This window comes from Succiniclasticum ruminis DSM 9236 (assembly GCF_900112895.1).
GTDB lineage: Bacteria > Bacillota > Negativicutes > Acidaminococcales > Acidaminococcaceae > Succiniclasticum > Succiniclasticum ruminis.
On record NZ_FONL01000003.1, the window covers coordinates 88641 to 109878 of the forward strand.

Annotated in this window: 22 protein-coding genes; 18 read left to right on the forward strand and 4 right to left on the reverse strand. The window is 50.8% G+C overall.

Translation table 11 applies throughout. The features are described 5' to 3' along the window. The first annotated feature begins 2 nt into the window (after nt 1-2). The 4 genes from BM159_RS03705 (at nt 3) to BM159_RS03720 (ending at nt 4894) form a co-directional block, all read left to right on the forward strand. Entirely contained in the window at nt 3-2501 is a 2499-nt protein-coding gene (locus BM159_RS03705) for an excinuclease ABC subunit UvrA (protein WP_093912924.1), read from the forward strand. Nucleotides 2502-2543: 42 nt separating this feature from the next. After that, nucleotides 2544-3200, forward strand: coding sequence for a hypothetical protein (locus BM159_RS03710; RefSeq protein WP_093912925.1), 657 nt, complete (start codon nt 2544-2546; stop codon nt 3198-3200). A gap of 88 nt (nt 3201-3288) precedes the next feature. Then, nucleotides 3289-4128, forward strand: a complete 840-nt coding sequence (locus BM159_RS03715) for a 4Fe-4S binding protein (RefSeq protein WP_093912926.1) — start codon at nt 3289-3291, stop codon at nt 4126-4128. Nucleotides 4129-4189: 61 nt separating this feature from the next. Then, the gene (locus BM159_RS03720) at nt 4190-4894 is read left to right on the forward strand and encodes a L,D-transpeptidase family protein (protein ID WP_093912927.1); all 705 of its coding nucleotides are present in this window, start codon (nt 4190-4192) and stop codon (nt 4892-4894) included. Nucleotides 4895-5033: 139 nt separating this feature from the next. On the opposite strand, the gene BM159_RS03725 is transcribed toward BM159_RS03720, so the two are convergent. After that, on the reverse strand, nt 5034-5525 hold the full coding sequence (locus tag BM159_RS03725; protein WP_093912928.1) for a hypothetical protein: 492 nt from the start codon (nt 5523-5525) through the stop codon (nt 5034-5036). Between the two features lie 172 nt (nt 5526-5697). On the opposite strand from BM159_RS03725, the gene BM159_RS03730 reads away from it, so the two are divergent. The 8 genes from BM159_RS03730 to BM159_RS03765 all read left to right on the forward strand — a co-directional run bounded on the left by BM159_RS03730 (nt 5698) and on the right by BM159_RS03765 (nt 12146). Then, nucleotides 5698-6393, forward strand: a complete 696-nt coding sequence (locus BM159_RS03730) for a DUF1638 domain-containing protein (protein WP_093912929.1) — start codon at nt 5698-5700, stop codon at nt 6391-6393. 107 nt (nt 6394-6500) lie between these two features. Next, entirely contained in the window at nt 6501-6893 is a 393-nt protein-coding gene (locus BM159_RS03735) for a TetR family transcriptional regulator (protein WP_093912930.1), read from the forward strand. Nucleotides 6894-6934: 41 nt separating this feature from the next. After that, on the forward strand, nt 6935-7456 hold the full coding sequence (locus tag BM159_RS03740) for a DUF362 domain-containing protein (RefSeq protein ID WP_093912931.1): 522 nt from the start codon (nt 6935-6937) through the stop codon (nt 7454-7456). Between the two features lie 52 nt (nt 7457-7508). Beyond that, complete coding sequence (locus BM159_RS03745) at nt 7509-8144, forward strand: flavodoxin family protein (protein ID WP_093912932.1); 636 nt, start codon at nt 7509-7511, stop codon at nt 8142-8144. A gap of 297 nt (nt 8145-8441) precedes the next feature. Beyond that, entirely contained in the window at nt 8442-8882 is a 441-nt protein-coding gene (locus tag BM159_RS03750) for a MerR family transcriptional regulator (protein WP_093912933.1), read from the forward strand. Nucleotides 8883-8911: 29 nt separating this feature from the next. After that, a complete protein-coding gene (locus BM159_RS03755; protein ID WP_218149490.1) occupies nt 8912-10021 on the forward strand; it encodes an MBL fold metallo-hydrolase in 1110 nt (369 codons plus the stop codon). Between the two features lie 216 nt (nt 10022-10237). Beyond that, nucleotides 10238-11029, forward strand: coding sequence for a carboxymuconolactone decarboxylase family protein (locus BM159_RS03760; RefSeq protein WP_218149491.1), 792 nt, complete (start codon nt 10238-10240; stop codon nt 11027-11029). Between the two features lie 88 nt (nt 11030-11117). Further along, the gene (locus tag BM159_RS03765; protein ID WP_177205899.1) at nt 11118-12146 is read left to right on the forward strand and encodes a DUF362 domain-containing protein; all 1029 of its coding nucleotides are present in this window, start codon (nt 11118-11120) and stop codon (nt 12144-12146) included. A 102-nt stretch (nt 12147-12248) separates the two neighbouring features. On the opposite strand, the gene BM159_RS03770 is transcribed toward BM159_RS03765, so the two are convergent. Beyond that, the gene (locus BM159_RS03770) at nt 12249-13136 is read right to left on the reverse strand and encodes a LysR family transcriptional regulator (RefSeq protein ID WP_093912936.1); all 888 of its coding nucleotides are present in this window, start codon (nt 13134-13136) and stop codon (nt 12249-12251) included. A gap of 257 nt (nt 13137-13393) precedes the next feature. Here BM159_RS03770 and BM159_RS03775 point away from each other — a divergent pair, with 257 nt between their 5' ends. From BM159_RS03775 to BM159_RS03800, 6 genes are all read left to right on the forward strand, one after another. Next, the gene (locus BM159_RS03775) at nt 13394-14386 is read left to right on the forward strand and encodes an aldo/keto reductase (protein ID WP_093912937.1); all 993 of its coding nucleotides are present in this window, start codon (nt 13394-13396) and stop codon (nt 14384-14386) included. Nucleotides 14387-14471: 85 nt separating this feature from the next. Next, on the forward strand, nt 14472-15545 hold the full coding sequence (locus tag BM159_RS03780) for an alpha/beta hydrolase (RefSeq protein WP_177205908.1): 1074 nt from the start codon (nt 14472-14474) through the stop codon (nt 15543-15545). Between the two features lie 14 nt (nt 15546-15559). Next, on the forward strand, nt 15560-16387 hold the full coding sequence (locus tag BM159_RS03785; protein ID WP_093912938.1) for an SDR family oxidoreductase: 828 nt from the start codon (nt 15560-15562) through the stop codon (nt 16385-16387). Nucleotides 16388-16510: 123 nt separating this feature from the next. Continuing rightward, nucleotides 16511-17077: a flavodoxin gene (locus tag BM159_RS03790; protein ID WP_093912939.1), complete on the forward strand. Its 567-nt coding sequence runs from the start codon at nt 16511-16513 to the stop codon at nt 17075-17077. Between the two features lie 207 nt (nt 17078-17284). Beyond that, nucleotides 17285-18226, forward strand: a complete 942-nt coding sequence (locus tag BM159_RS03795) for a DUF362 domain-containing protein (RefSeq protein ID WP_093912940.1) — start codon at nt 17285-17287, stop codon at nt 18224-18226. A gap of 104 nt (nt 18227-18330) precedes the next feature. Then, the gene (locus BM159_RS03800; protein WP_093912941.1) at nt 18331-19014 is read left to right on the forward strand and encodes a flavodoxin; all 684 of its coding nucleotides are present in this window, start codon (nt 18331-18333) and stop codon (nt 19012-19014) included. A gap of 45 nt (nt 19015-19059) precedes the next feature. On the opposite strand, the gene BM159_RS03805 is transcribed toward BM159_RS03800, so the two are convergent. Together BM159_RS03805 and BM159_RS03810 are read right to left on the reverse strand one after the other, a co-directional pair. After that, complete coding sequence (locus BM159_RS03805) at nt 19060-20046, reverse strand: alpha/beta hydrolase (protein WP_093912942.1); 987 nt, start codon at nt 20044-20046, stop codon at nt 19060-19062. 15 nt (nt 20047-20061) lie between these two features. Beyond that, nucleotides 20062-21174 (reverse strand): alpha/beta hydrolase, encoded by a 1113-nt coding sequence (locus BM159_RS03810; RefSeq protein WP_093912943.1) that lies wholly within the window; start codon nt 21172-21174, stop codon nt 20062-20064. Nucleotides 21175-21238: the final 64 nt, after the last annotated feature.

Consider the following 21238-nt stretch of genomic DNA (forward strand, 5'->3'; position numbering starts at 1 on the left):
GTATGAAAGATAACAGAATGGCCCCGCAGCACATTATCGTCCGCGGGGCAAAAGTACATAATCTGAAAAACATTGATGTGGACATCCCTCTCGGCAAGCTGGTGGCTATTGCGGGTGTTTCCGGATCCGGAAAATCCTCGCTGGCGCTGGGCACGTTGTATGCGGAAGGGTCGCGACGATATCTGGAGGCCCTTTCCACCTATACCCGGCGCCGCATTACCCAGGCAGGCCGGGCCGAGGTTGATGAGATTAGACATGTCCCTGCTGCGCTTGCTTTGCATCAGCGTCCGGGCATTCCCGGCATCCGCAGTACCTTCGGAACCGCTTCGGAACTGCTGAACAGCCTGCGTCTGCTGTTCTCACGGCTGGGCAGTCATTGCTGCCCCAACGGGCATCCCTGCCCGCCGGACATGAATGTGGCACTGATGCTGCCTACGAAATGTCCAGTCTGCGGTGAAGAGTTTTACGGTCCCGGCGCAGAAGCAATGGCCTTTAATTCGGAAGGCGCCTGCCCCTCCTGTTCCGGCACGGGTGTGATCCGCACCGTGAATGAGGATTCGCTGGTGCCTGACGACTCCCTGACCATCGATGAAGGCGCCGTGGCGCCCTGGCAGACCCTGATGTGGTCCCTGATGAAGGATATCGCCCGGGATCTGGGAGTGCGCACCGATGTCCCATTCCGCGACCTGACTCCGGAAGAAAAGGAAATCGTCTTCCACGGACCGGCCAAAAAGCATCATCTTCTCTATATGAACGAGAAGACGAACATGGCGGGGGAGATGGATTTTACTTATTATAATGCTGTCTATACGGTGGAGAACGCGCTGGCCAAAGTCAAAGACGAAAAAGGAATGAAACGGGTGGAAAAATTCCTGCACGAGTCCGTTTGTCCTGATTGCGGCGGCACCAGGCTCTCAGAGAAAGTTCGCTCCACAACGCTGGCGGGAAAGAATCTGGCGGAAGCGACAGCTATGACGCTGGCGGATCTGATCCCGTGGGTGCAGTCTGTACCGGAAACGTTGCCGGAGGAGATGCGTCCCATGGCGGAGAGCATCATCCAGTCGTTTTTGGACAATGCCAAAAGGTTACTTGACCTCGGCCTCGGGTATCTGACCCTTGACCGGGCCAGTAATACACTCTCTACCGGTGAACGGCAGCGGGTGCAACTGGCCCGCGCTGTCCGCAACGAAACAACGGGCGTTTTATATGTACTGGACGAGCCCAGCATCGGGCTTCATCCGTCTAACATTGACGGCCTGATGAACGTGGTGGACAGCCTGATTGCCGACGGCAACTCCGTGGTGCTGGTGGACCACGATGTCCGGGTGCTGAAACAGGCAGACCATATGATCGAGCTGGGGCCTCTGGCCGGTACCCAGGGAGGAACCGTTCTGGCCCAGGGCAGCATTAATGAGATTCTGGCAGCCGGCGCATCCAAAATTGCGCCTTTTCTGGCAGATACCGGGCATATGAAGATACGCAGCCGCGTTAAAGCGGCGGACGTGTTCCGCCTGGGAACGATTCGCATGGAGACGTGTCCGATCCACACCGTGCACGCGCTGAATGTTGCAATCCCCAAAGGCAGACTGACGGCGGTGACTGGCGTGTCCGGCTCCGGCAAAACGACGCTGGTGCTGGAGAGCCTGATTCCCGGACTGACGGCGCACTGTGCAGGGGAGAAGTTGCCTTTTCCGGTGAAAACTGTTGAAGCGGAGGGAATCCGCCGCGCTAACCTGATTGATGCGTCGCCCATCGGCATCAATATCCGTTCCACGGTGGCAACCTACAGCGGCATTCTGGATGAACTGCGCAAGCTGTTCGCAGGGACGGATGCGGCGAAAGCCGGGAAGCTGAAAGCCGGCGATTTCTCCTACAACACCGGTTCCCTGCGTTGTCCGGTCTGCGACGGAACCGGGCAAATCTCCCTTGACGTGCAGTTTTTGCCGGATGTAACCATAACCTGTCCGGAGTGCGACGGAAAACGCTACAGTGGGGAGGCGGAGAAAATCCTCTGGAAGCCGAAGGGAGCCGAAGAGGCGTTTTCCCTGCCCGCGCTGATGGCGATGACTGTGGACGACACGTTGGAACTGTTTAAGGACAGGAAGAGAATATACGAAAAACTAAAAGTGCTGCACGATCTCGGTCTGGGCTATCTTACCCTCGGAGAAGACACTCCGGCTCTTTCCGGCGGTGAGGCGCAGCGGCTGAAACTGGCCAGTGAAATGGGACGGACCCAGGAAGATTCCGTGTTCGTATTTGATGAGCCGACAATCGGCCTGCACCCGCTGGATGTTAAGGTACTGCTGGGCGTGTTTGACCGTCTGGTGGAAGCAGGCGCTACCGTCCTTGTGATCGAGCACGATCTGGATGTGATTGCCAACGCGGACTATGTCATCGACATGGGACCGGGCGGCGGCGAACAGGGCGGGCGTATCGTGGCCTGCGGAACGCCGGAGCAGATCCGGCAGTCCAAAGAGAGCATTACCGGACGGTATCTGTAAAAAGCGCCAATCATTAAGTCAGGGAGAACGGGAGGGAAGACCATGAGTTCTATTCTGGACAAGTACAAGGTGTTTTATAATGATAAGGTAATCGGTTACTACTATATCTACAGCAACCATAAGGCAACGTATTACACAGAATGGGGCTGTCCCTGGGATATGGAAGACAAGCTGAAGGAACTGGGGCTTGAAAAGGAATTGCAGGAAACAAAACCCCTGAAGGTGTTTACCGATTTGATCAATGACGCAAACCGGGTGCCGGGAAGAAGGCGTATCCTGTATCGGAAAGGCCCCTTGCTGCTGGAACGTTACCCCAAGGATACAGGGGAACGGTTTACAGTCTACCGGCGCGACGCCAGGAAAGGGACGCCGGAGTATTCGCCGCTTTCTCACGATGCGCCTCATTATGAAGGACCGAAGACCCCGGAAGGAATGCGCGAATGGGCTTCCTGGTATGCTTTCAACAAGATGGATGACGGAACCTATGAAGCGGAACTGGACGAAGCCTGGTGGTGGGGCGGCGGCCACAATGACGGCGGCACCATCCACCGTGAGATACCGGAAGAATGGTTTGACTTGCCCTACGAGGACTTTCTGGGGGAAGTAGTGACTCTTGCGGCGGCGTCCCACTATGGATTTACTGCTGAAATATTGCTGGAGAAGAAAGGCCTGAAAGAGTTCTTCGGATTCGGTGAATAACGTGGCTGTTACGGAACCCCTCTTGACTTAGAGCGGGCTTTATCGTATATGATTAAAAAACAAAACAGTAAAGGAGAAACGGACTATCATGGTTACCCGCCGTCTGCTGCAACTCTGTTCGGCCATTTTATATAATTGTAATTTAATCAGCGATATCCCTGCGAAATATATCAACAGCGAATTCTGCGTGCCGGGGCTGAACTGCCGTTACTGCCCGGCGTCGGTGGCGGGCTGCCCGCTGAATTTCATGCAGCGGCTGTTTGCGGACGGTCTGGCCCATCTGCCCCTGCGGGTTTTATGCTGGCTGCTGTTGCTGGCATTGGCCTTTGGCCGGTTCATCTGCGGCTGGCTCTGTCCCTTCGGGCTGGTACAGGATCTGCTGGACAAAATTCCGGCGCCAAAAATCAAAAAGAATGAATGGACGCGTCGGCTCAGTTATCTGAAATATGTATTCCTGATACTTTGCGTGATCGTCATTCCCTTCGGCTTTTTCCTGGGAGGCAGCAGGGTTATGGCCTTTTGCCAGTACGTTTGTCCCAACCTGCCTTTTTCCAACTTCCTTATGACCTTATCTTCAGGGGGAAGTATCCGTCCGTATATGTTTCTCAATTACCGCTTCGCCATTCTGGCAGCGGTGATTGTATTATCGGTGTTCCTGTTCCGGCCCTTCTGCCGTTTCATCTGCCCGTTAGGCGCGTTCTATGGCCTGTTTAACAGAATCGCGTTGCTTTCCGTCAAGCTGGACGAAAGCAAGTGCGTGCACTGCAACGCCTGCCTGCGGACCTGTAAAATGGACATCAGAAAAGTGGGAGACTGTGAGTGCATCTCCTGCGGCGACTGCAAGGCAGCCTGTAAGTTTGGGGCCATCCGGTTCGGTTGGGAAAAAAAGCAGAACAGCGTACAGAAAACAGAATTGAAAACCAAATAAAATGTCGAACAGAAAACCAAATAGAATACAAGAAGTGTTTTTTGAAGGAGGTAACTGAAACATGAAACGGATACATGCATTTGGTGTAGCGGCGCTGACTGTACTGATGCTTCTGCCCGTTGCGGGAGAAGCCGGATCTGCCAAAGAGATGTTGTCGCCCGCATGGGTTTCGGCGCTGCCTGCCGCCGCAAAGACGGAGCAGCTTATAGTGGTTGGCGGCGTAGGCCAGACCACTGCCTGGGTATCCATGCACCGGAAAGATAACAAGGGCAACTGGCATCAGATCATGACGACGCCCGGGTTTATAGGCAAGGCAGGATTGGGAAAGGAAAAAGAAGGCGATGCCAAATCTCCAGTGGGAACTTTCCGGCTTAACAGGGCTTTTGGCATAGCGTCGGACCCTGGCTGCGCCATACCCTACACAAAAGTCGACAACAATATGTACTGGTCGGGGGATCAGCGCCCCGGCATGCAGTATGACCGCATGGTGGATATCCGCAAGTATCCGGATCTGAACAAAGAGGACAGCGAGCATATCATAGATTACACGGAGCATTACCAGTACTGCCTGAACATAAACTATAACAGGCTGCATACGCCCGGTCTTGGCTCGGCGCTCTTCATGCACTGCTTCGGTCCCAATAAACCGTTTACCGGCGGCTGCGTCGCCGTTCCCAAGGATAAGATGCGTTTCGTGATGAAACATGTGCAGCCCGACTGCCTGATCGTAATCGATTCCCTGGAAAATCTTGGCGGGAAGTTATAATAAAGCGGCGTGTGCTCTGATAAATCGGCTGTGGTTTTCGGCGCAGGCAAAAAAGTTCTTCTAAAAACAAAAAACGGCGGTCTGTATGACCGCCGATGCAATAATAAAAACTGTACACATTACCTGGCAAACTGCGGAATTAATCCTTTTGACTGAGGATGGCGTGCAGCCCTTCTCTCAGTTCCCTGAAATGTTTCGGGAAATTCTCCGAGCCTTCCGCCCGTATTTTCCTGTCGCCGTTGACGGTGGCATTGAGGGAGAACATGATTCCGTCATTAACGTTTTTCGGGTGCTTGCCGTGGAAACCGTCCCAGGAAACCAGTTCGCAGTCGTTCAACAGTTTCAGTATCCTGTCAGCGCTGCACACCGTTTGTCTCTGAGGAATGCGCTTATCCTCGTTTTTTTCATATCGTATCGCGTATTCAACAACTTCGGCGTCCTTGTCTTTCATCACAATTTCGTACTCAGTGGTGAATCGCATACCCATCAGACGAAGTGTGACAATCTCAAAAGAAGTAATCTTTTCAGTCGGTTTTCCCATGCCAAACATGTGTGAAACAGATGGAAATGCCATCAGCGCTGCGGCTGCTAACAGGAGCATGAAAGCCCGTTTCATATTTTTGCTGCTCATTTTGATTCCACCTTTTTATTATTTTGTCTTTCAATCAATTATATCATATGGACAGCCCTGCGACACAAGGATTGTGAAATAATAATTAAAACTCGTAGTAACTTTGACAGCTGTGGTTTTTCTGCAGCTGTTTTGTTATAATAAACAAAAATTATATTTGTGAGGCGATACGATGAATCTGGACAAAACAATCATGAATCAGGATAAGACAATCATATTGGCCTGCAGTTCACTTACGGAATATGTGGAAGCGGCACAGGCCAGCGTGGGAACAAAAATGCGGGTCAGATATCTCAACCGGATTTATCACAGAGACCCCGCTGAAATGCAGGAACATATCAAAGCGGAACTGGAACGGATGCCGGAGGGGATTGACACGGTTCTGGTCTGCATGGGATTTTGCGGTGGTTCCTGGAATCTGGTGCAGTCCCGTTACCGTCTTGTCATTCCGCGGGTGGATGACTGCGTATCGCTTTTGCTGCAGACTAAGGATGATCCTGTCAGCAACCTGAAAACGCCCGGTCATCTTTATGTGCGGGCTATGGATCCTTCTACGGAATCCTTTAAAGCCATTTTTGAAAGATTGGTAAAAACATACAATGTAGATGAGGAGACAGCGAAAAAGCGGCATAAGGAATGGATGGATTTATATAACACCATATCCGTTATGGACACGGGCATCAATCAGTGCCGCCGGCCGGAATACGCGGCTGTTGTAAAAAAGGATGCGGACTGGCTTGGCGCGAAGATGGAATACGTAGAGGCCGGCACCCATCTTCTGGAAAAACTGTTTAGCGGAAGGTGGGACGATCAGTTCCTGGTTCTCGAACCGGGCCGCGCTGTCCAAAAAGAAGAAATGCTGGTTTAGAATGTCCGAAAACATCTGAAAGAAATAATACAGGAACAGTCGTAGATTTTTCTGCGACTGTTTTGTTATAATTAAAACAACGTATTTTTATAAAAGAAGGTACGGGCATGATTATTCGACAGACAACGAAGGAAGTATTGGCGGCTTCCATGATGGAGCTGGCCAAAACCAAATCGGTTGATAAAATTTCGATAAAAGAGATTGTACAGAACTGCGGGCTGACGGCAACCACGTTTTATAATCATTTTCAGGACAAATACCAGCTGCTGGCCTGGATTTACAACCGGAAAGTGGAGGCGCTGTTTGCTGAAACCAGCGGCATTGTGACATGGCATCAGTTTTTGATGGCCGTCTGTACTCCATTACAGGAAAACCGGACTTTTTATAAGAACGTATTAAAAAACACAGCGGGTCAGACATCGTTCCGATACAGGACTAACGATTACGCGATTTCCCTGTTGGTTGCCTGCAGGGAAACGAAACGCCGTTTATCGGCGTAGTTTCCTTTGGTAACGCGTATTACGGCGTGGCTCTTACGGAAATGAAAGAACGGGCGGAAAGCAGGGGTTTCCGGGTTTGCGCGTTAGGCGCTTTTGTGTCGCGGCATTCCATGGCGCCGGAAGTAGGTGTCGGCCGGCCGGACGCAAAGGACGAAGCAATCATGGCGGATTTTGGGCGCAAGGCTTATGAAAAAATCCTGGTAGGAGACTATACCCTTCACAAGCAGCCGGTTACCCACTGGTCTTCGTCAGAGTGGGCAAACCAGACTATCGCTTTCCGTGAGAAGAATAAAGAACCCTACTGTTTCCCAAAAGAGTTCAGAGCTAAAAAAATATCAGATGACTGCATCAAATGTAAAACCTGTGTCCGGAACTGTCCGGTGGATACGATTGACATAGAAAACAAAACATTTGACATTGATGCCTGCATTGGCTGCTACGGCTGCATAAACCGATGCCCGATGCACGCCATCTCTGTCACCGGTCCGGAGGTGACAGAATTTATGAAAGGTTTTATTGATATGTTTAAAAACACACGGCTGGAACCGGAATTGTTTCTATAATCCGCTAATATCTGCTATAATAATCATAGTTCAGTTACCGGAGGCGAAATCCATGAGCAAAAAAATCGTAGCAGTAAACGCCAGCCCGCGTAAAGGGTGGAATACGGACACGCTGGTGACGGAAGCGGCGAAAGGCGCGGAGTCGGCCGGCGCAGAGATTCAGAAGTTTGATTTGTACCGGCTGGAAAAATTCACCGGCTGTATTTCCTGTTTCGGCTGCAAAAAGGAAAAGTTTAAAGGACATTGTATTTGCCGTGACGGATTGACTCCGGTGCTGGACGCGATCCGGGAAGCAGACGGGCTGATCATCGGTTCGCCGGTGTATCTTTCAGAAATGACCGCAGTATTCCGTTCCCTGTATGAGCGTCTGACTTTCCAGAACCTTACGTATAACAAGGAAAACTATTGCTGCAATGCCCACATGATCCCCGTGCTGCTGATCATGACCAGCAACGCGCCGGATACGTATTATACCCAGTTGCTGGAAAATTACCGCAAGACCCTGAACCTTCTGGTAGGTCCGACGGAGATCCTTGTCAGCGGTGACACGCTGCAATTGAAAGATTACAGCAAGCTGGACTGGCCCTGGACACTATTTGACCCGGAAGCCAAAAAAGCGCGTCACGAAACGGTGTTCCCACAGGAATGCAAAAAAGCCTTTGAGATGGGCGCGGCGCTGCTGAGATAAACCGGGCAGAGCGGCAGGGCGCCGGAGTTCTTCTGACCGCCTGTAATACAGTTTCACAGTCTCTGTCATAACCATCGGTGTACTAATACGCCGGCGGTTTTCGTTTTTTAAATGGATTTGTCCGATTTACAGTTCCCGTGGAAACGATTTTAAAATGTGAATTAACTATGAATTTTCGTTTTCAACCTTGACTTAAAGTGAACTTTAATAAATAACATATAGTTAACAAATGCCATATATAAAAACCAATTGCTGTCGAGCCTTTCTCTTATATATCAACAAAAGGAGCTGTGCATCTTGTCTTACACTATTTCCGAAGCTGCCGAAAAAACCGGACTGCCGCCGTCCACCATCCGTTTTTACGACAAAGAAGGGCTGCTGCCTAACATCAAACGCAAAAACGGCATCCGCGTCTTTGAAGACATGGACCTGCGGCTGATGGGTCTTCTGACCTGCCTGAAAAACACGGGCATGCCCATCAAGCGTATCCGCAATTATGTGGAACTGACTTCCAAAGGCGACGAAACCCTGCAGGCGCGCTATGAAATCATCAAGGCGCAGCGTCAGTTTGTGTTGGATCAGATCGAACAACTGCAGTATTATCTGGAAGAACTGGATTTCAAAGACTGGTACTATAACAAAGCGCTGGCCACCGGTTCGGAAAGCGCAATCAATTTAGATGATTACGAAAAGGAAACGGGAAAGAAAGCCCCGGACGATCCCAACCGTGAGGACTAAACGTAATTCGTGAAAATGAAGCAAAAACCATGAAAATTATTTTGAAAGTTATACTGGCATTAGTGCTGATCATTGCAGCCGGCGTATATTTTTACAGTCAGCGCCCGGAATTCGGGCGGACGCCTACAGGCAAACGGCTGGCCCGTATCCAGCAGTCGCCCCATTATTATAACGGGCGCTTCTGGTCGATTGTCCCGGTGGAGAAGCCGGTGGAAACCAGCCAGTTTCAGGCGACGATGCGTTTTTTGTTTGGCAAAACGCCGGAGCGGCTGATTCCCGCGGAACCCATGGTGTCCCGGAAAACGGATCTGCGCCAACTCGATCTGCAACAGGACACAGTAGTCTGGATGGGGCATTCCACGTTTTACCTGCAGCTGGGCGGCAACAGGATTCTGATCGATCCGGTCTTCAGTGAATGGGCCTCGCCGCTGCCGTTCATCAATAAAGTCTTTGCCGGAAGCAACGTCTACACGGCGGAGGACATCCCCGATATCGACCTGCTGGTGATTTCCCATGACCACTGGGATCATCTGGATTATCCCACCCTGATGGCCTTGAAACCGAAAATTAAAAAGATTGTGGTGCCTCTGGGCATCGGGGAACATTTTGAGTATTGGGGATTTGACCTGGATAAAATCACGGAAGAAGACTGGTACACGCCGGTTAAACTTTCGGAGCAGCTTACCGTTCACATCCTGCCGGCCCAGCATTTTACCGGGCGTTTCCTGAACGCGAACCAGTCGGAAGCCTGTGCCTTTGCCTTCATTACGCCCCAGCGCAAGGTGTTTTACAGCGGAGACGGCGGTTACACCAAAGAGTTTAAAGAGTTCGGCAATACTTTTGGCGGTTTTGACCTTGCTATATTGGAAAACGGACAGTATAACAAAGACTGGCCGAAGATTCACATGAACCCGAAGGAAACCGCGCAGGCAGGGGAAGATTTAAAAGCAAAAACGGTGCTGCCCTGTCACGGAGGCAAGTTTTCGTTAGCCCGCCATCCCTGGGATGAACCCTATATCTGGCTGGCAGAAGAAAGCAAAAATAAATCCTACAAATTGCTGACGCCCCGCATCGGGGAGGCGGCGGTCATCGGGGAGAACACGGAACACTTCGTCCCCTGGTGGAAAGAGATGAAATGATCCGGCAGAGTTTCCATTCATGCCTGAAAAGCATTTCCCGCAATTAATAACAGGTATTTGTTTCATACACGCGTATTACTTATAATAAAAATGCAATACCAAGCTTTGAGGGGAGCGTGCATATTCATGAAAAACAGTTGGAAAAAAGTGTTGGCGGCCTTTGCAGGTGCGTCGATCCTTATGTCAGTGAGTTTAAATTATGTGGAGGCAGCAGCAATGACAAATCCGAATCAGAGAGTTGCAAAGAAAATTGTGCAAACGGCAGGCAGGGACAGGTTGGGGGATTTTGCCCCGGACTTTGCCCGTTACAATGACGATATTTTATTTGGCGAGGTGTGGTCGAAGAACGATGTGCTTTCGTTACACGACCGCAGTATCGTAACTGTTTCCGGACTGGTAGGCAGCGGCGTCATTGACAGTTCGCTGAAGTATCATATCCAGTCGGCGAAGAATAACGGGGTTACCAAAGCGGAGATGGCAGAAATCATTACCCAGCTGGGATTCTACACCGGTTGGCCGAAAGCCTGGGCCGCGTTCAACATGGCGAAGGAAGTGTATGCGGAACCGGCGGCTGCGGCAGCGGCTGTGACAGACAAAGAAAAGTTCCAGCAGGAGATCATGTTCCCCATTGGCGAACCGAACACGGCGTATGCAAAGTATTTTATCGGACAAAGTTATCTGTACCCGGTTTCCACGCAGCAGGTTGCCATGTATAACGTGACCTTTGAGCCGGGCTGCCGCAACAACTGGCATATCCATCACGCCAAATCCGGCGGCGGCCAGATGCTGATTTGCGTAGGCGGCCAGGGCTGGTATCAGGAATACGGAAAACCGGCGGTGAAACTGCTGCCCGGAACCGTGGTCAACATTCCTGCCAATGTGAAGCACTGGCATGGCGCCGCGGCAGACTCCTGGATGTCCCATCTGGCCATTGAAGTAGCCGGCGAAGAAACCAGCAACGAATGGTGCGAACCGGTAACGGATGCGGAATACAAAAAACTGAAATAATCAAGCGAAATATGTAATGCCCGTCGGGCTGTGCCTGAAGTTCGCCTTTGGCACGGCTTTACGGGCATTCGTAATAACGGAGGATCCTATGTTAAAAAAACTTGCGATCGCACTGACTGCCATTACATTTACACTGGCTTTAACCGGCTGCGGCGGAGAAAAGAAGACCGCAGAGGCAAAAGATGTGAAACCGGCTGCCACGGTTGCGGCTGTGAATTATATCAAACCGGAAGTCAACCATAAACCGCTGCGCTTTCTGACGGAAGATAAGAGCGCGCCTATTGTCTATTTTACCAAAGACATTTCAGCCGGCGGCCTGATGAAAGTGTACAAAGCCCTGGGGCAGGAAAAGAAAGGAAAAGTCGCCATCAAGGTCTCTTTTGGAGCCGAAGGGGAACAGTATCTGGATCCGATACTGATGGCGGAACTGATGAAGGAAACGCAGGGCACATTTGTGGATACCAACGGCTTCACCGCGCCCCGCAATACGGCGAAAGGAAATTACGCCATGGCGGAAAAGCACGGCTTTACCAAAGTCGGGCCGGTGGATGTGCTGGATGCGGACGGGGATGTTGACATGCCGGTGCAGAACGGGTATCACCTGAAATATACCCGTACCGGATCCCATATTCAGAACTACGATACCTTCGTGGCGGTACACCGTTTTAAGACCCATTACATTGCCCAGTTAGGCGGTAATATCAAAAATATATCTTTGTCCCTCGGTTCCCTTTCCGGAAAAGCGCTGATCCACAGCGCGGGCAAAAACGACAAAACCTATCAGTGGGCCGATGACGACACCACGGCTCAGTGCTTCGCGGACGCGGCCAAAGCGGCGATGGACTATAAGAAAGGGCGCTGGGTGTTTATCAATGTGCTGGATGCCTTTAAAGCGGAAGACAAATGCGTGAATGTGCAAGACCGTAAAAGCGTCGGCATTCTTGCCTCCGCTGACCCGGTAGCGTTGGACCAGGCCTGTGTGGATTTTGAATTCGGTGCGGCTAAGGACGATGCCACAAGAGCTGCGTGGGAAAAGCACCACAGCGTCAACGTACTGGAGTTTGCAGAAAAGATAAATATTGGGAAACGTCATTACCGTATGGTTTCCGTGGATTAAAAGTACAAGGCCGTCGTTCCTGATTTGGAGCGGCGGCCTTACTGTATTCTGAAAGTTATTAAATTGAAGTGGATATTGAAGCGAATGCTGAGGAATCAGCATTCATACCGGGAAATCCGGACGCGTTTTGTAGTAACGTTGCAATATCCGGATAAAATCGGATACAAGCTCCCGTCTGTCGCTGGCGTGGGTGCAAAGGACGCAGGAAATAGTTTCTTTGCAGTCGAAACGCGTCCAGGCAAATTCCCCGTTGTGGTCATTGAGAAAACCGGGCGCCAGGCAGATACCTTTATGGGATGCCACATTGGTGAGCGTGGTGTCGTGGTCATTGCTGTTAAAGTGGGCAAGATGAAGTTTCTGCAGCACCCGCTGTTGTACAGCGCGCAGTTCCGGCTGGGAACCGCCGCCCACCATCAGCGTGCGTCCTGCCAAATCGTCAATCACGATTTTGTCTTTTTGCGCCAGCGGATCCGTCGTTTCGCTGATGAGATAAATTTTGCTTTTGAACAGCGGATGAATTTTTATGTCGGGGATGCGTTTCATGTCTTCCTCTCTGGCAAAGACCATATCCTGCTCGCCCCGTAGAAACCTGTCGAAACTGTGGAGGGGGATAAATTCCGGCGTAACGGAAACGCCTTCATGGGTGTGCTCAAATTCTTCAATCGCCTGAGGCAGGAAATAAATAGCGGAACGCATGGGCAGGCCGACGGTCAGGTTGGAGTGATACCGGCGGCTGTTATTCTGCCCCTGCTCAATGGCGCGTTTTAATTCATCCCGCAGATTTCCCAAAACCAGACAGAATTGTTGTCCCGCCGGGGTGAGAGCGGCGCCTTTCCCGGAACGGTGGAAAATCGGGAAGCCGATTTCCTCTTCCGCGGTTTTAATGTGGTAGGTCAGAGTCGGCTGCGTAATATAAAGATTTTCGGCAGCCCGGTTGAAATTCAGCGTCTGCGCCAGCATCAGGATGCAGTCAATTTGTTTGCTGTTCATAATATTCCTCCATTGGTGCATTGTCCATTTTCCTGTATTACGGAAGTAAGGTACGGAAACCGATTGTGGTCGGAACTATTCGGGCCTGCAGGCTTTTCCCTTATTATAATCTAATAGAAAATTTCTATCAATAATAAAATAATACAATTGGACTTTTTGTATATCCGTCTTTTATAATCGGTATAGAGAAAAAGAAGGCGGCATCAGCCGGTCGACGAAAAATCTGATTTAAGAATGCTCAAAAGGAGGCACACACAATGCAGTATGTAAAATTCGGTAACACGGGTATGGATGTTTCCCGTATTTGTCTGGGTATGATGAGCTTTGGCAAACCCGGAAAAGAAAACGGCGTTTTCCCCTGGGCAAAAGACTATGAAGAAGGCAAGGATATTTTCAAAAAAGCAATTGATCTGGGTATCAACTATTTCGATACAGCCAATGTTTATCAAATGGGTTCCAGCGAAGAAATCACCGGACGTTATATTAAAGAATTCGGTTTGAACCGGGACGAAATCGTAGTGGCCACGAAAGTCAATTTTGAAATGCGTTCGGGCCGTCCTAACGGTGGCGGCCTGTCCCGTAAAAATATCATGACAGAAATCGACCACAGCCTGGAACGTCTGGGCATGGATTATGTGGATGTGTATCAGATCCACCGTCTGGATCCCAACACACCCATGGAAGAAATCATGGAAGCGCTGCACGACGTAGTAAAGAGTGGCAAGGCGAGGTACATCGGCGCATCTACCATTTTTGCCTGGCAGCTGGAACGCCTGCAGTGTATTGCGGAGCGCAATCATTGGACGAAATTTGTTTCCCTTCAACCCCAATACAATTTGATTTACCGGGAAGAAGAACGGGAAATTATGCCCCTGTGTCAGGACCGGAAGATGGCGGTGGTTCCCTGGAGCCCGCTGGCCGGCGGTCGCTGCGCACATCCCTGGGGAACGGAGACGGGACGGAACAAGATTGATGAGGTTTCCCCTATGGTATGGAATGCTACAAATGATGTAGATAAAGTGGTGGTGGACAATCTGGAAAAAGTTGCGAAAGCCCACGGTCGCACCATGGCCCAGGAAGCACTGGCGTGGATGTTGTCTAAACCTTACATTACTGCGCCGATCGTGGGAACAACCTGTGTGCAGCACGTTGTAGAAGCGGTATCCGCTCTCGATATTAAACTGGACGAAGAAGAAATCAAAGCATTGGAAGCGCCTTATGTTCCGCACATTAAAACCGGCGCGTTCTGAGATAACAGGAGAGAACGAAAAGATGAAAACAACACGAAAAAAGATTTGGAAGTCCCTCGCTTTGGGCCTGACATTATCCATTGGTATGTATATGCTTCCTGTAATGTCTGCAGAGGCAGCTGTTCAAAAACCGCTTACCATTGCGGAACAGGGCTCTTTCACCGTGGGCGGCACTTATAAACAGCATCCGGGCACATTTTCACAGGAAAATTTCATTGCGGAAGATGGACAGCGGGCGTACGGGGACTTTGCCTATGTGGAATATCAGAAGCCGGTAAAAGCAAAAAGAATGCCGCTGGTTTTCCAGCATGGAGGAGCCCAGTCAAAACGAACTTGGGAATCCGGTCCGGATGGGCGGGAAGGATTTAATACCATGTTTGTCCGCGCCGGTTACTCGGTGTATCTGGTGGACCAGCCCCGCAGCGGTGAATCCAATCTTTCAACAGAAGCCGTAACGCCGGATACACCCTGGGCCAGTAATCCCATGTACGGTGATAAGACCCTGTATGTTCTTTCCCGCGTCGGCCATTACGATGAAGCGGGCAATCCTGTGCCCAATGCCCAGTTCCCGGCAGGGGAAAAGAATTATCAGGCCTTCCAGCAGAGCTGGACCATCGGTTCAGGTCCTTTGGATAACGACCTGAATGCCGATGTACTTGCGAAATTAGCGGATCAGCAGAAAGACGGGGCGGTACTGGTTACACACTCCATGGGCGGCACCATCGGCTGGCGTACGGCCATCCGTTCAGATAAAGTTAAAGGCATTATTGCGTATGAACCGGGTGGAACTCCCTTTATTTTCCCGGAAACGGAAATGCCGAAAATTACTGAAGCGCGTTTTAAAGCGCTGTCCGCTTCGGCTATGGGCGTACCCATGGAAGATTTTCTAAAGCTGACCAGGATTCCGATTATTCTCTACTACGGGGATTATATCAAGATTGGTTCGGAAAATGTGGGTGAGGATAAATGGGGTACAGAATACGCCATGGCACAGCAATTCGTGGCGGCAATCAATCGCCACGGCGGCGATGCCACCCTGGTGCATCTGCCAGAGATTGGAATTAAAGGCAATTCCCATTTCCTCATGCAGGAAAAAAACAACGCAGAGATCTTGAAGCTGGCGCTTAACTGGCTGAAGAAAAAAGGCCTGGATAAGTAACGGAGGATGGTATTATGAGCAAAGATGTAATGATTGTAACCGGCGCGGGACAAATCAGCATGGCAATTGCCCGCAGGGTTGGCTTTGGGAAGAAGATTGTGCTGGGTGATAAGAATCCGAAGAACTGTGAAACGATAGCAAAGATAATGACGGACGCGGGATTTGATGTGGAACCCTTTGAGATGGATTTGTCTTCCCGTGAATCCATCATCGCCACGATCAAAAAGGCGCAGGAATTTGGCGAAATCAAATATATGGTAAACGGGGCAGGCGTGTCTCCGTCTCAGGCTCCCATTGAAGCAATTTTAAAAGTTGACCTCTACGGAACGGCGGTGTTGCTGGAAGAAGTGGGCAAAGTGATTGCCAAAGGTGGGTGCGGCGTCACCATTTCCAGTCAGTCCGGCTGGCGTATGCCGCAGCTGACGCCGGAAGAAGACAGACAACTAGCAACTACGCCGACAGAAGAGCTGCTGAATCTTGAAATTTTACAGCCGAATCATATTAGAGACACATTGCATGCATATCAAATGGCTAAACGTTGCAACGAAAAGCGCGTGATGGCAGAATGTGTGAAGTGGGGCGAACGGGGTGCGAGACTGAACGACATTGCGCCCGGTATTATAGTAACACCGCTGGCGATTGATGAATTTAACGGACCCCGGGGTGATTTTTACAAGAATATGTTTGCAAAATGCCCGGCAGGCAGACCCGGTACGGCAGATGAGGTGGCAAACGTGGCGGCACTTTTAATGAGCGAAGCAGGCGCGTTTATCACCGGCTCCACCTTCCTCATTGACGGTGGGGCGACTGCGAGCTATTTTTATGGGCCGTTGCAACCGTAATAGTTCAGGTAAAAAATTAGGCGTTAAGGAAATGTCCGTATGAACTGCAAACGAATGAATCAGCGCTGCAGATCCTTACGAAACAGAACGGATCGCGGAGCTGGAGAAAGGAGCATATTCATCATGGCAAAAGTTTTAATTGCGTATTATTCACGCAAAGGGCAGAATTACTGGAACGGCAGCATTAAAAATCTGGCGAAAGGCAACACGGAAGTCGTAGCTGAAATGATTCAAAAGGCTGTTGGCGGGGATTTGTTTGAAATTGAAACGGTAAAGGAATATCCTGTGGATTACACCGAATGTACAGAGGTGGCAAAAGAAGAATTGAGGGCCAAGGCCCGTCCGGAACTGAAAGCCTATCCGGAAAGCATGGATGAATATGACGTTATCTTTTTAGGTTATCCCTGCTGGTGGGGCACCATGCCTATGGGCGTGTACACATTCCTGGAACACTTTAATTTTTCCGGCAAAAAAATCGTGCCCTTCTGTACCCACGAAGGCAGCCGCATGGGAGGCAGCGTGAACCAGATCAAAAAGACAGCGCCCGGTGCTGTGGTGCCGGAAGGCCTTCCCGTTCACGGGGCGGAAGCAGCGGAAGCCGAAGACGAGGTCGCGGCCTGGGCAAAAAAGTCCCTGTCAGCGGAAGCGGGCGAGGCAGGATTCATAAAACGAACGCTGCATCTGGGGTAAAAGTAAAAATAAATTCAGCAGAAAACGGCAGAACGCTCCATTGTTTTTGCTATGCTTTTTTGTTATAGCAGTGCTGCAAAACAGGCATTGTACATTCTGGCGAAGATAGGTTATAACTATATTATGGAAGTTTGTATTCTTTTTTAAACACGCCACGAAGGCAGGTTGCGGGACGCAGGAGCGTCCGGCGTAAGAAAGGAGACCATCATGACAGAATTCAAACAGGCGCCGGTTGTAGGAAGCAAGCGGGTGGACGCAGGAGCGCCCGGAACGAAAGCAAAGGTTTATTTTACCCGTACGATTGACGCGGAACATTTAATTAAGCTTTACAATTTAGTGAATGAAAATATTTACGGCAAAGTAGCTATTAAGCTGCACACCGGAGAAAAGCACGGTCCCAACATTTTGCCCCGGGATATGGTACAGGCTTTTCAGGCGACCGTTCCTGACAGCGCCATCGTGGAAACGAATACACTGTATCCGGGCGACCGCTATACCACGGAAGAGCATCGGGACACGCTGAAAGTGAACGGCTGGACTTTCTGCCCGGTGGATATTCTGGATGAAGAAGGCGATGTAGCATTGCCGGTACGCAACGGCTTACGGTTGAAAGAAGTGCATATGGGCGGTCATCTCACCGACTATGATTCCCTGATTGTGCTGACGCATTTTAAAGGACATGCCATGGGCGGATTTGGCGGTTCCATGAAAAATATCGCTATCGGCTGCGCTTCCGGACAGGTCGGCAAACGGGAAGTGCATCTGGTAGTGGACGACATGCCGGCTAATTTTGAAGAATGGCCCATGAAAGAACAGTTTATGGAAACCATGGCGGATTCCGCTAAGGCGACCTGTGATTATTTCGGCAAACACATTGTGTTCCTCAATGTGATGCGCCGCATGTCCGTAGACTGCGACTGCGCAGGTGTGGCAGCGGAAGAACCCACCATTGCGGATATCGGCATCTGTGCTTCCACGGATATTCTGGCCATTGATCAGGCCTGCTGTGACATGGTATTCACCAAACCGGAAGGCGACCAGAAGGATCTGGTGGAACGCATCACCAGCCGTCACGGTTTGCATCAGCTCACCGCCATGCGGAAACAGAAGATGGGCAATCCCCAATACGAACTGATCGAAGTGGAATGAATGACGTTGCAGCAGCATGCTGAAAGCAACGTACGTAAAGCTTGCAACAGACAGGCTGCAAAACAGTTTTGAATTACTGGTTTAAAAACGAGGGGGTAATTATAATGAAACGGGTTTTATTTTTCCTGACCGCGGTTTTTCTGTTAGCTGCGTTCGCCGGTGGTTGCGGTGGTGAAAAGAAAGCGGAAAAGCCGGCGGCAAAACCGGCAGCAACGGAAACGAAAAAAGCGGAAGCGGCTCCGGCTCCTTCGGCAGGAGGCAAAAAAATTTTAGTCGCATACTTCTCCCGAACGGGTGAAGAGTACGGCGTGGGTGTAATCACCAAAGGCAATACAGCGGTGGTTGCGGATGCCATTGCGGAAATTACCGGAGCAGATAAATTTGAAATAAAAACGGTGAAAGCGTATCCCCAGGCCTATCGGGAAACTACGGACGTGGCAAAAAAAGAGAAGCAGGACAACGTCCGTCCGGAAATTGTGGGCAAACCGGGAAATCTGAAAGACTACGATACGGTATTTTTAGGTTATCCCATCTGGTGGAGCGACCTGCCCATGGCCGTATACACTTTTTTGGAAAACAACGACTTTAACGGCAAGACCATCATTCCGTTTTGCACCAGCGCAGGCAGCTATATGACCGGCAAGGAAAGCCGCATTACCGACCACGCCAAAGGCGCAACAGTCCTGAACAAAGGGCTGGGCCTGCCGGGCCGTATGTCCCAGGAAGATCCGAAAGCGGTGAAGTCCGAAGTGGGAAAATGGCTTAAGGAGATTGGCTACGCAAAATAAAATATCTTATTCTTACGGCCGCAGATGATTCTGCGGCCGTTTTTGTTACTTACACTGCTTTTCCCAGAAGGCGGCAGCGCGATGGATCCAGCCTTCGGCAACAGTGCCTTCCCCCAGTCCGAAACCGTGGGGCAGGCCGGGGAAGATTTCGATTTCCGCATCAGTGCCGTTGGCGCGGATGGCCTGTATGCGACGCTGCATGGTGTGGGAAGAAGCAATCCAGTCGCCGGTGCCGACGCAGTTATAGGTCGGGGGTTCGTTGCCGTAGACTTCAGACAGACCGGTGTATTGCATAATCACAGCTGCCGGACGGGGGCAGGGCTTTTCACCGAAGGATTCTGTACCGAGGGAACCCAGCCAGGCTGCCATGCGGGCGCCGGCGGAACCGCCCCAGAGGGAATAGTTGGACGGATCAACCTGCAATTCGCCGGCGTGAGTATGGATAAAGGCGATGGCCCGGGCCAAATCTTCACAGGCCTTTTGCGCATCGGGGCGGTAAATCAGAGCGAAAGCGTTGTAATCTTTCCTGGATAATTCCAACGCATGGGGAAAACTGTCGTGCATAGCGCCTACGTAGGAAAAACCGCCGCCTGCGTTTAACAGGGCAAACCGATTGCCCGGCCTGCCCCGGAAGAAAAAGAGACCCGTATTGCGTTTGCGCGGGTCTTTTTGTTTTTCTTCGTCAGAGTAGATGTCGTAAAAAATCTGCTGGCCCTTTTGTGCCTGCGTTTTCATATAGTTTACGATTTCCACAGTGCGTTCCGGTCGGACATTGTTATACCAAACCAAAATATCGCCGATGTCTTTCAAAGCAAGGTCACGGCTGATGTGCCGGTCCACCGGGAAAATCAGCCGGCCGTGGCTGCGAAACGCAGGATCGTTTATTACATCAACAACTTTTGTTTCCAAATGGAACGGTGTTTCTGCTTGCATGGCGGATTCCTTTTTTGCGCTGCTTTTGCTTTCGCCGCAACCGGTGCAGGTGATCAGCATCAGGGACAGAGAGAGGATTAGAAAAATTGTTTTTTTCATTTTTATTGTTTTGGTTTATTTATCCAGCTTTTGTTCCCGCAGCCACTTGTCGAACAAATCAGCCAGCTGCCCGTTGTTCAGGTCGCTCATGAGGAAATGCGTGTTGCCTTTGATACCCAGCTTTGGCAGTTCCACCAGTGTGGCATTGCCGCCGTGCCGGTTGATGGCTTCCGTAAATTTCCGGGCCATCTGCAGACGGACGCGCCAGTTTTCACCACCCAATTTGTTGGTTACCTCTTCCGGAATATAATCGCCAAAATACATGACGATGGGAATCTCCGTCAGCCGCCGGAACTGTTCCATGGGAACGGGAACACCGGAGGCTGTGCCGGTTAAACTGGGCATGGGGTCCGGTACTTCACCTTCCGGGAACACGTAACCGCCCGGCTCGTAGGAAGCCACTGCTTTTACATTTTTATTGCCCATGGCGGAAAGCCAGCCGGGGAAACCGCCTGCGGAATGGGTAACCAGGACGACGCCGTTTGCGTTTTTGGACGAAGAACCGTTCTTCGCTGTCATGGCAACGGTCTTATCAATGGCGGCGCTGATGGATGCTACATCCGTTTTCATATTATGAGCGCTTACGTCCGGCGTCATTTCCCGGAAAAACTGATCCAGTGTTTCCGCGTCTTTAGGGAACTGCACGTCGCTGTGATAATTCGGGTATTCGCCCAACCGCCAGATATCGAACCACAGCATCTCGTCCGCTTTGGGAGTCAGAGTCGTTGTGGCAGAAGTTTTACCGGCGCGCCCCCGTCCGGGCAAATCCATGATAAAAGCGGGGTAGTGCCTGCGCAGCATTAAAGTGGAGAAACCTTCCCGTCCGTCCGGCGTCATTTCCCAACAAAGGCCGGACCCGCCGTAACCGTGGATAAAAAGCAACGGCGCGTTTTTGGCCCTGGCGGGAATCTGATAACTGACAATAGCATGGTCGGCGCGATAGCTTTGTCCCTGCTCGATGGGACTGGCCCAGCCGCCAAACTTTTTGTTGTCATAGGTTCCTTCGCGCTGGATGGTAATTCCCCCGGCGGCAAAATGTCCCTGGGTCTCCAGCGTCAGTTTTTCATTGGCAAAAGCGCCGGTAGAAAACAGTGTCAGCATGGCGAGGAGTGCAGCAGTTTTTTTCATGATAAAACCCTTTCCTGTTATCAATTATCAAATTTATAGTTTCTGTTTAAATTGCAATAGCATT

Coding starts and splice junctions, on each gene's coding strand:
- BM159_RS03705 (WP_093912924.1), top strand. CDS start 3: ATGAAAGATAACAGAATGGCCCCGCAGCACATTATCGTCCGCGGGGCA.
- BM159_RS03710 (WP_093912925.1), top strand. CDS start 2,544: ATGAGTTCTATTCTGGACAAGTACAAGGTGTTTTATAATGATAAGGTA.
- BM159_RS03715 (WP_093912926.1), top strand. CDS start 3,289: ATGGTTACCCGCCGTCTGCTGCAACTCTGTTCGGCCATTTTATATAAT.
- BM159_RS03720 (WP_093912927.1), top strand. CDS start 4,190: ATGAAACGGATACATGCATTTGGTGTAGCGGCGCTGACTGTACTGATG.
- BM159_RS03725 (WP_093912928.1), bottom strand. CDS start 5,525: ATGAGCAGCAAAAATATGAAACGGGCTTTCATGCTCCTGTTAGCAGCC.
- BM159_RS03730 (WP_093912929.1), top strand. CDS start 5,698: ATGAATCTGGACAAAACAATCATGAATCAGGATAAGACAATCATATTG.
- BM159_RS03735 (WP_093912930.1), top strand. CDS start 6,501: ATGATTATTCGACAGACAACGAAGGAAGTATTGGCGGCTTCCATGATG.
- BM159_RS03740 (WP_093912931.1), top strand. CDS start 6,935: ATGAAAGAACGGGCGGAAAGCAGGGGTTTCCGGGTTTGCGCGTTAGGC.
- BM159_RS03745 (WP_093912932.1), top strand. CDS start 7,509: ATGAGCAAAAAAATCGTAGCAGTAAACGCCAGCCCGCGTAAAGGGTGG.
- BM159_RS03755 (WP_218149490.1), top strand. CDS start 8,912: ATGAAAATTATTTTGAAAGTTATACTGGCATTAGTGCTGATCATTGCA.
- BM159_RS03760 (WP_218149491.1), top strand. CDS start 10,238: ATGACAAATCCGAATCAGAGAGTTGCAAAGAAAATTGTGCAAACGGCA.
- BM159_RS03765 (WP_177205899.1), top strand. CDS start 11,118: ATGTTAAAAAAACTTGCGATCGCACTGACTGCCATTACATTTACACTG.
- BM159_RS03770 (WP_093912936.1), bottom strand. CDS start 13,136: ATGAACAGCAAACAAATTGACTGCATCCTGATGCTGGCGCAGACGCTG.
- BM159_RS03775 (WP_093912937.1), top strand. CDS start 13,394: ATGCAGTATGTAAAATTCGGTAACACGGGTATGGATGTTTCCCGTATT.
- BM159_RS03780 (WP_177205908.1), top strand. CDS start 14,472: ATGTATATGCTTCCTGTAATGTCTGCAGAGGCAGCTGTTCAAAAACCG.
- BM159_RS03785 (WP_093912938.1), top strand. CDS start 15,560: ATGAGCAAAGATGTAATGATTGTAACCGGCGCGGGACAAATCAGCATG.
- BM159_RS03790 (WP_093912939.1), top strand. CDS start 16,511: ATGGCAAAAGTTTTAATTGCGTATTATTCACGCAAAGGGCAGAATTAC.
- BM159_RS03795 (WP_093912940.1), top strand. CDS start 17,285: ATGACAGAATTCAAACAGGCGCCGGTTGTAGGAAGCAAGCGGGTGGAC.
- BM159_RS03800 (WP_093912941.1), top strand. CDS start 18,331: ATGAAACGGGTTTTATTTTTCCTGACCGCGGTTTTTCTGTTAGCTGCG.
- BM159_RS03805 (WP_093912942.1), bottom strand. CDS start 20,046: ATGAAAAAAACAATTTTTCTAATCCTCTCTCTGTCCCTGATGCTGATC.
- BM159_RS03810 (WP_093912943.1), bottom strand. CDS start 21,174: ATGAAAAAAACTGCTGCACTCCTCGCCATGCTGACACTGTTTTCTACC.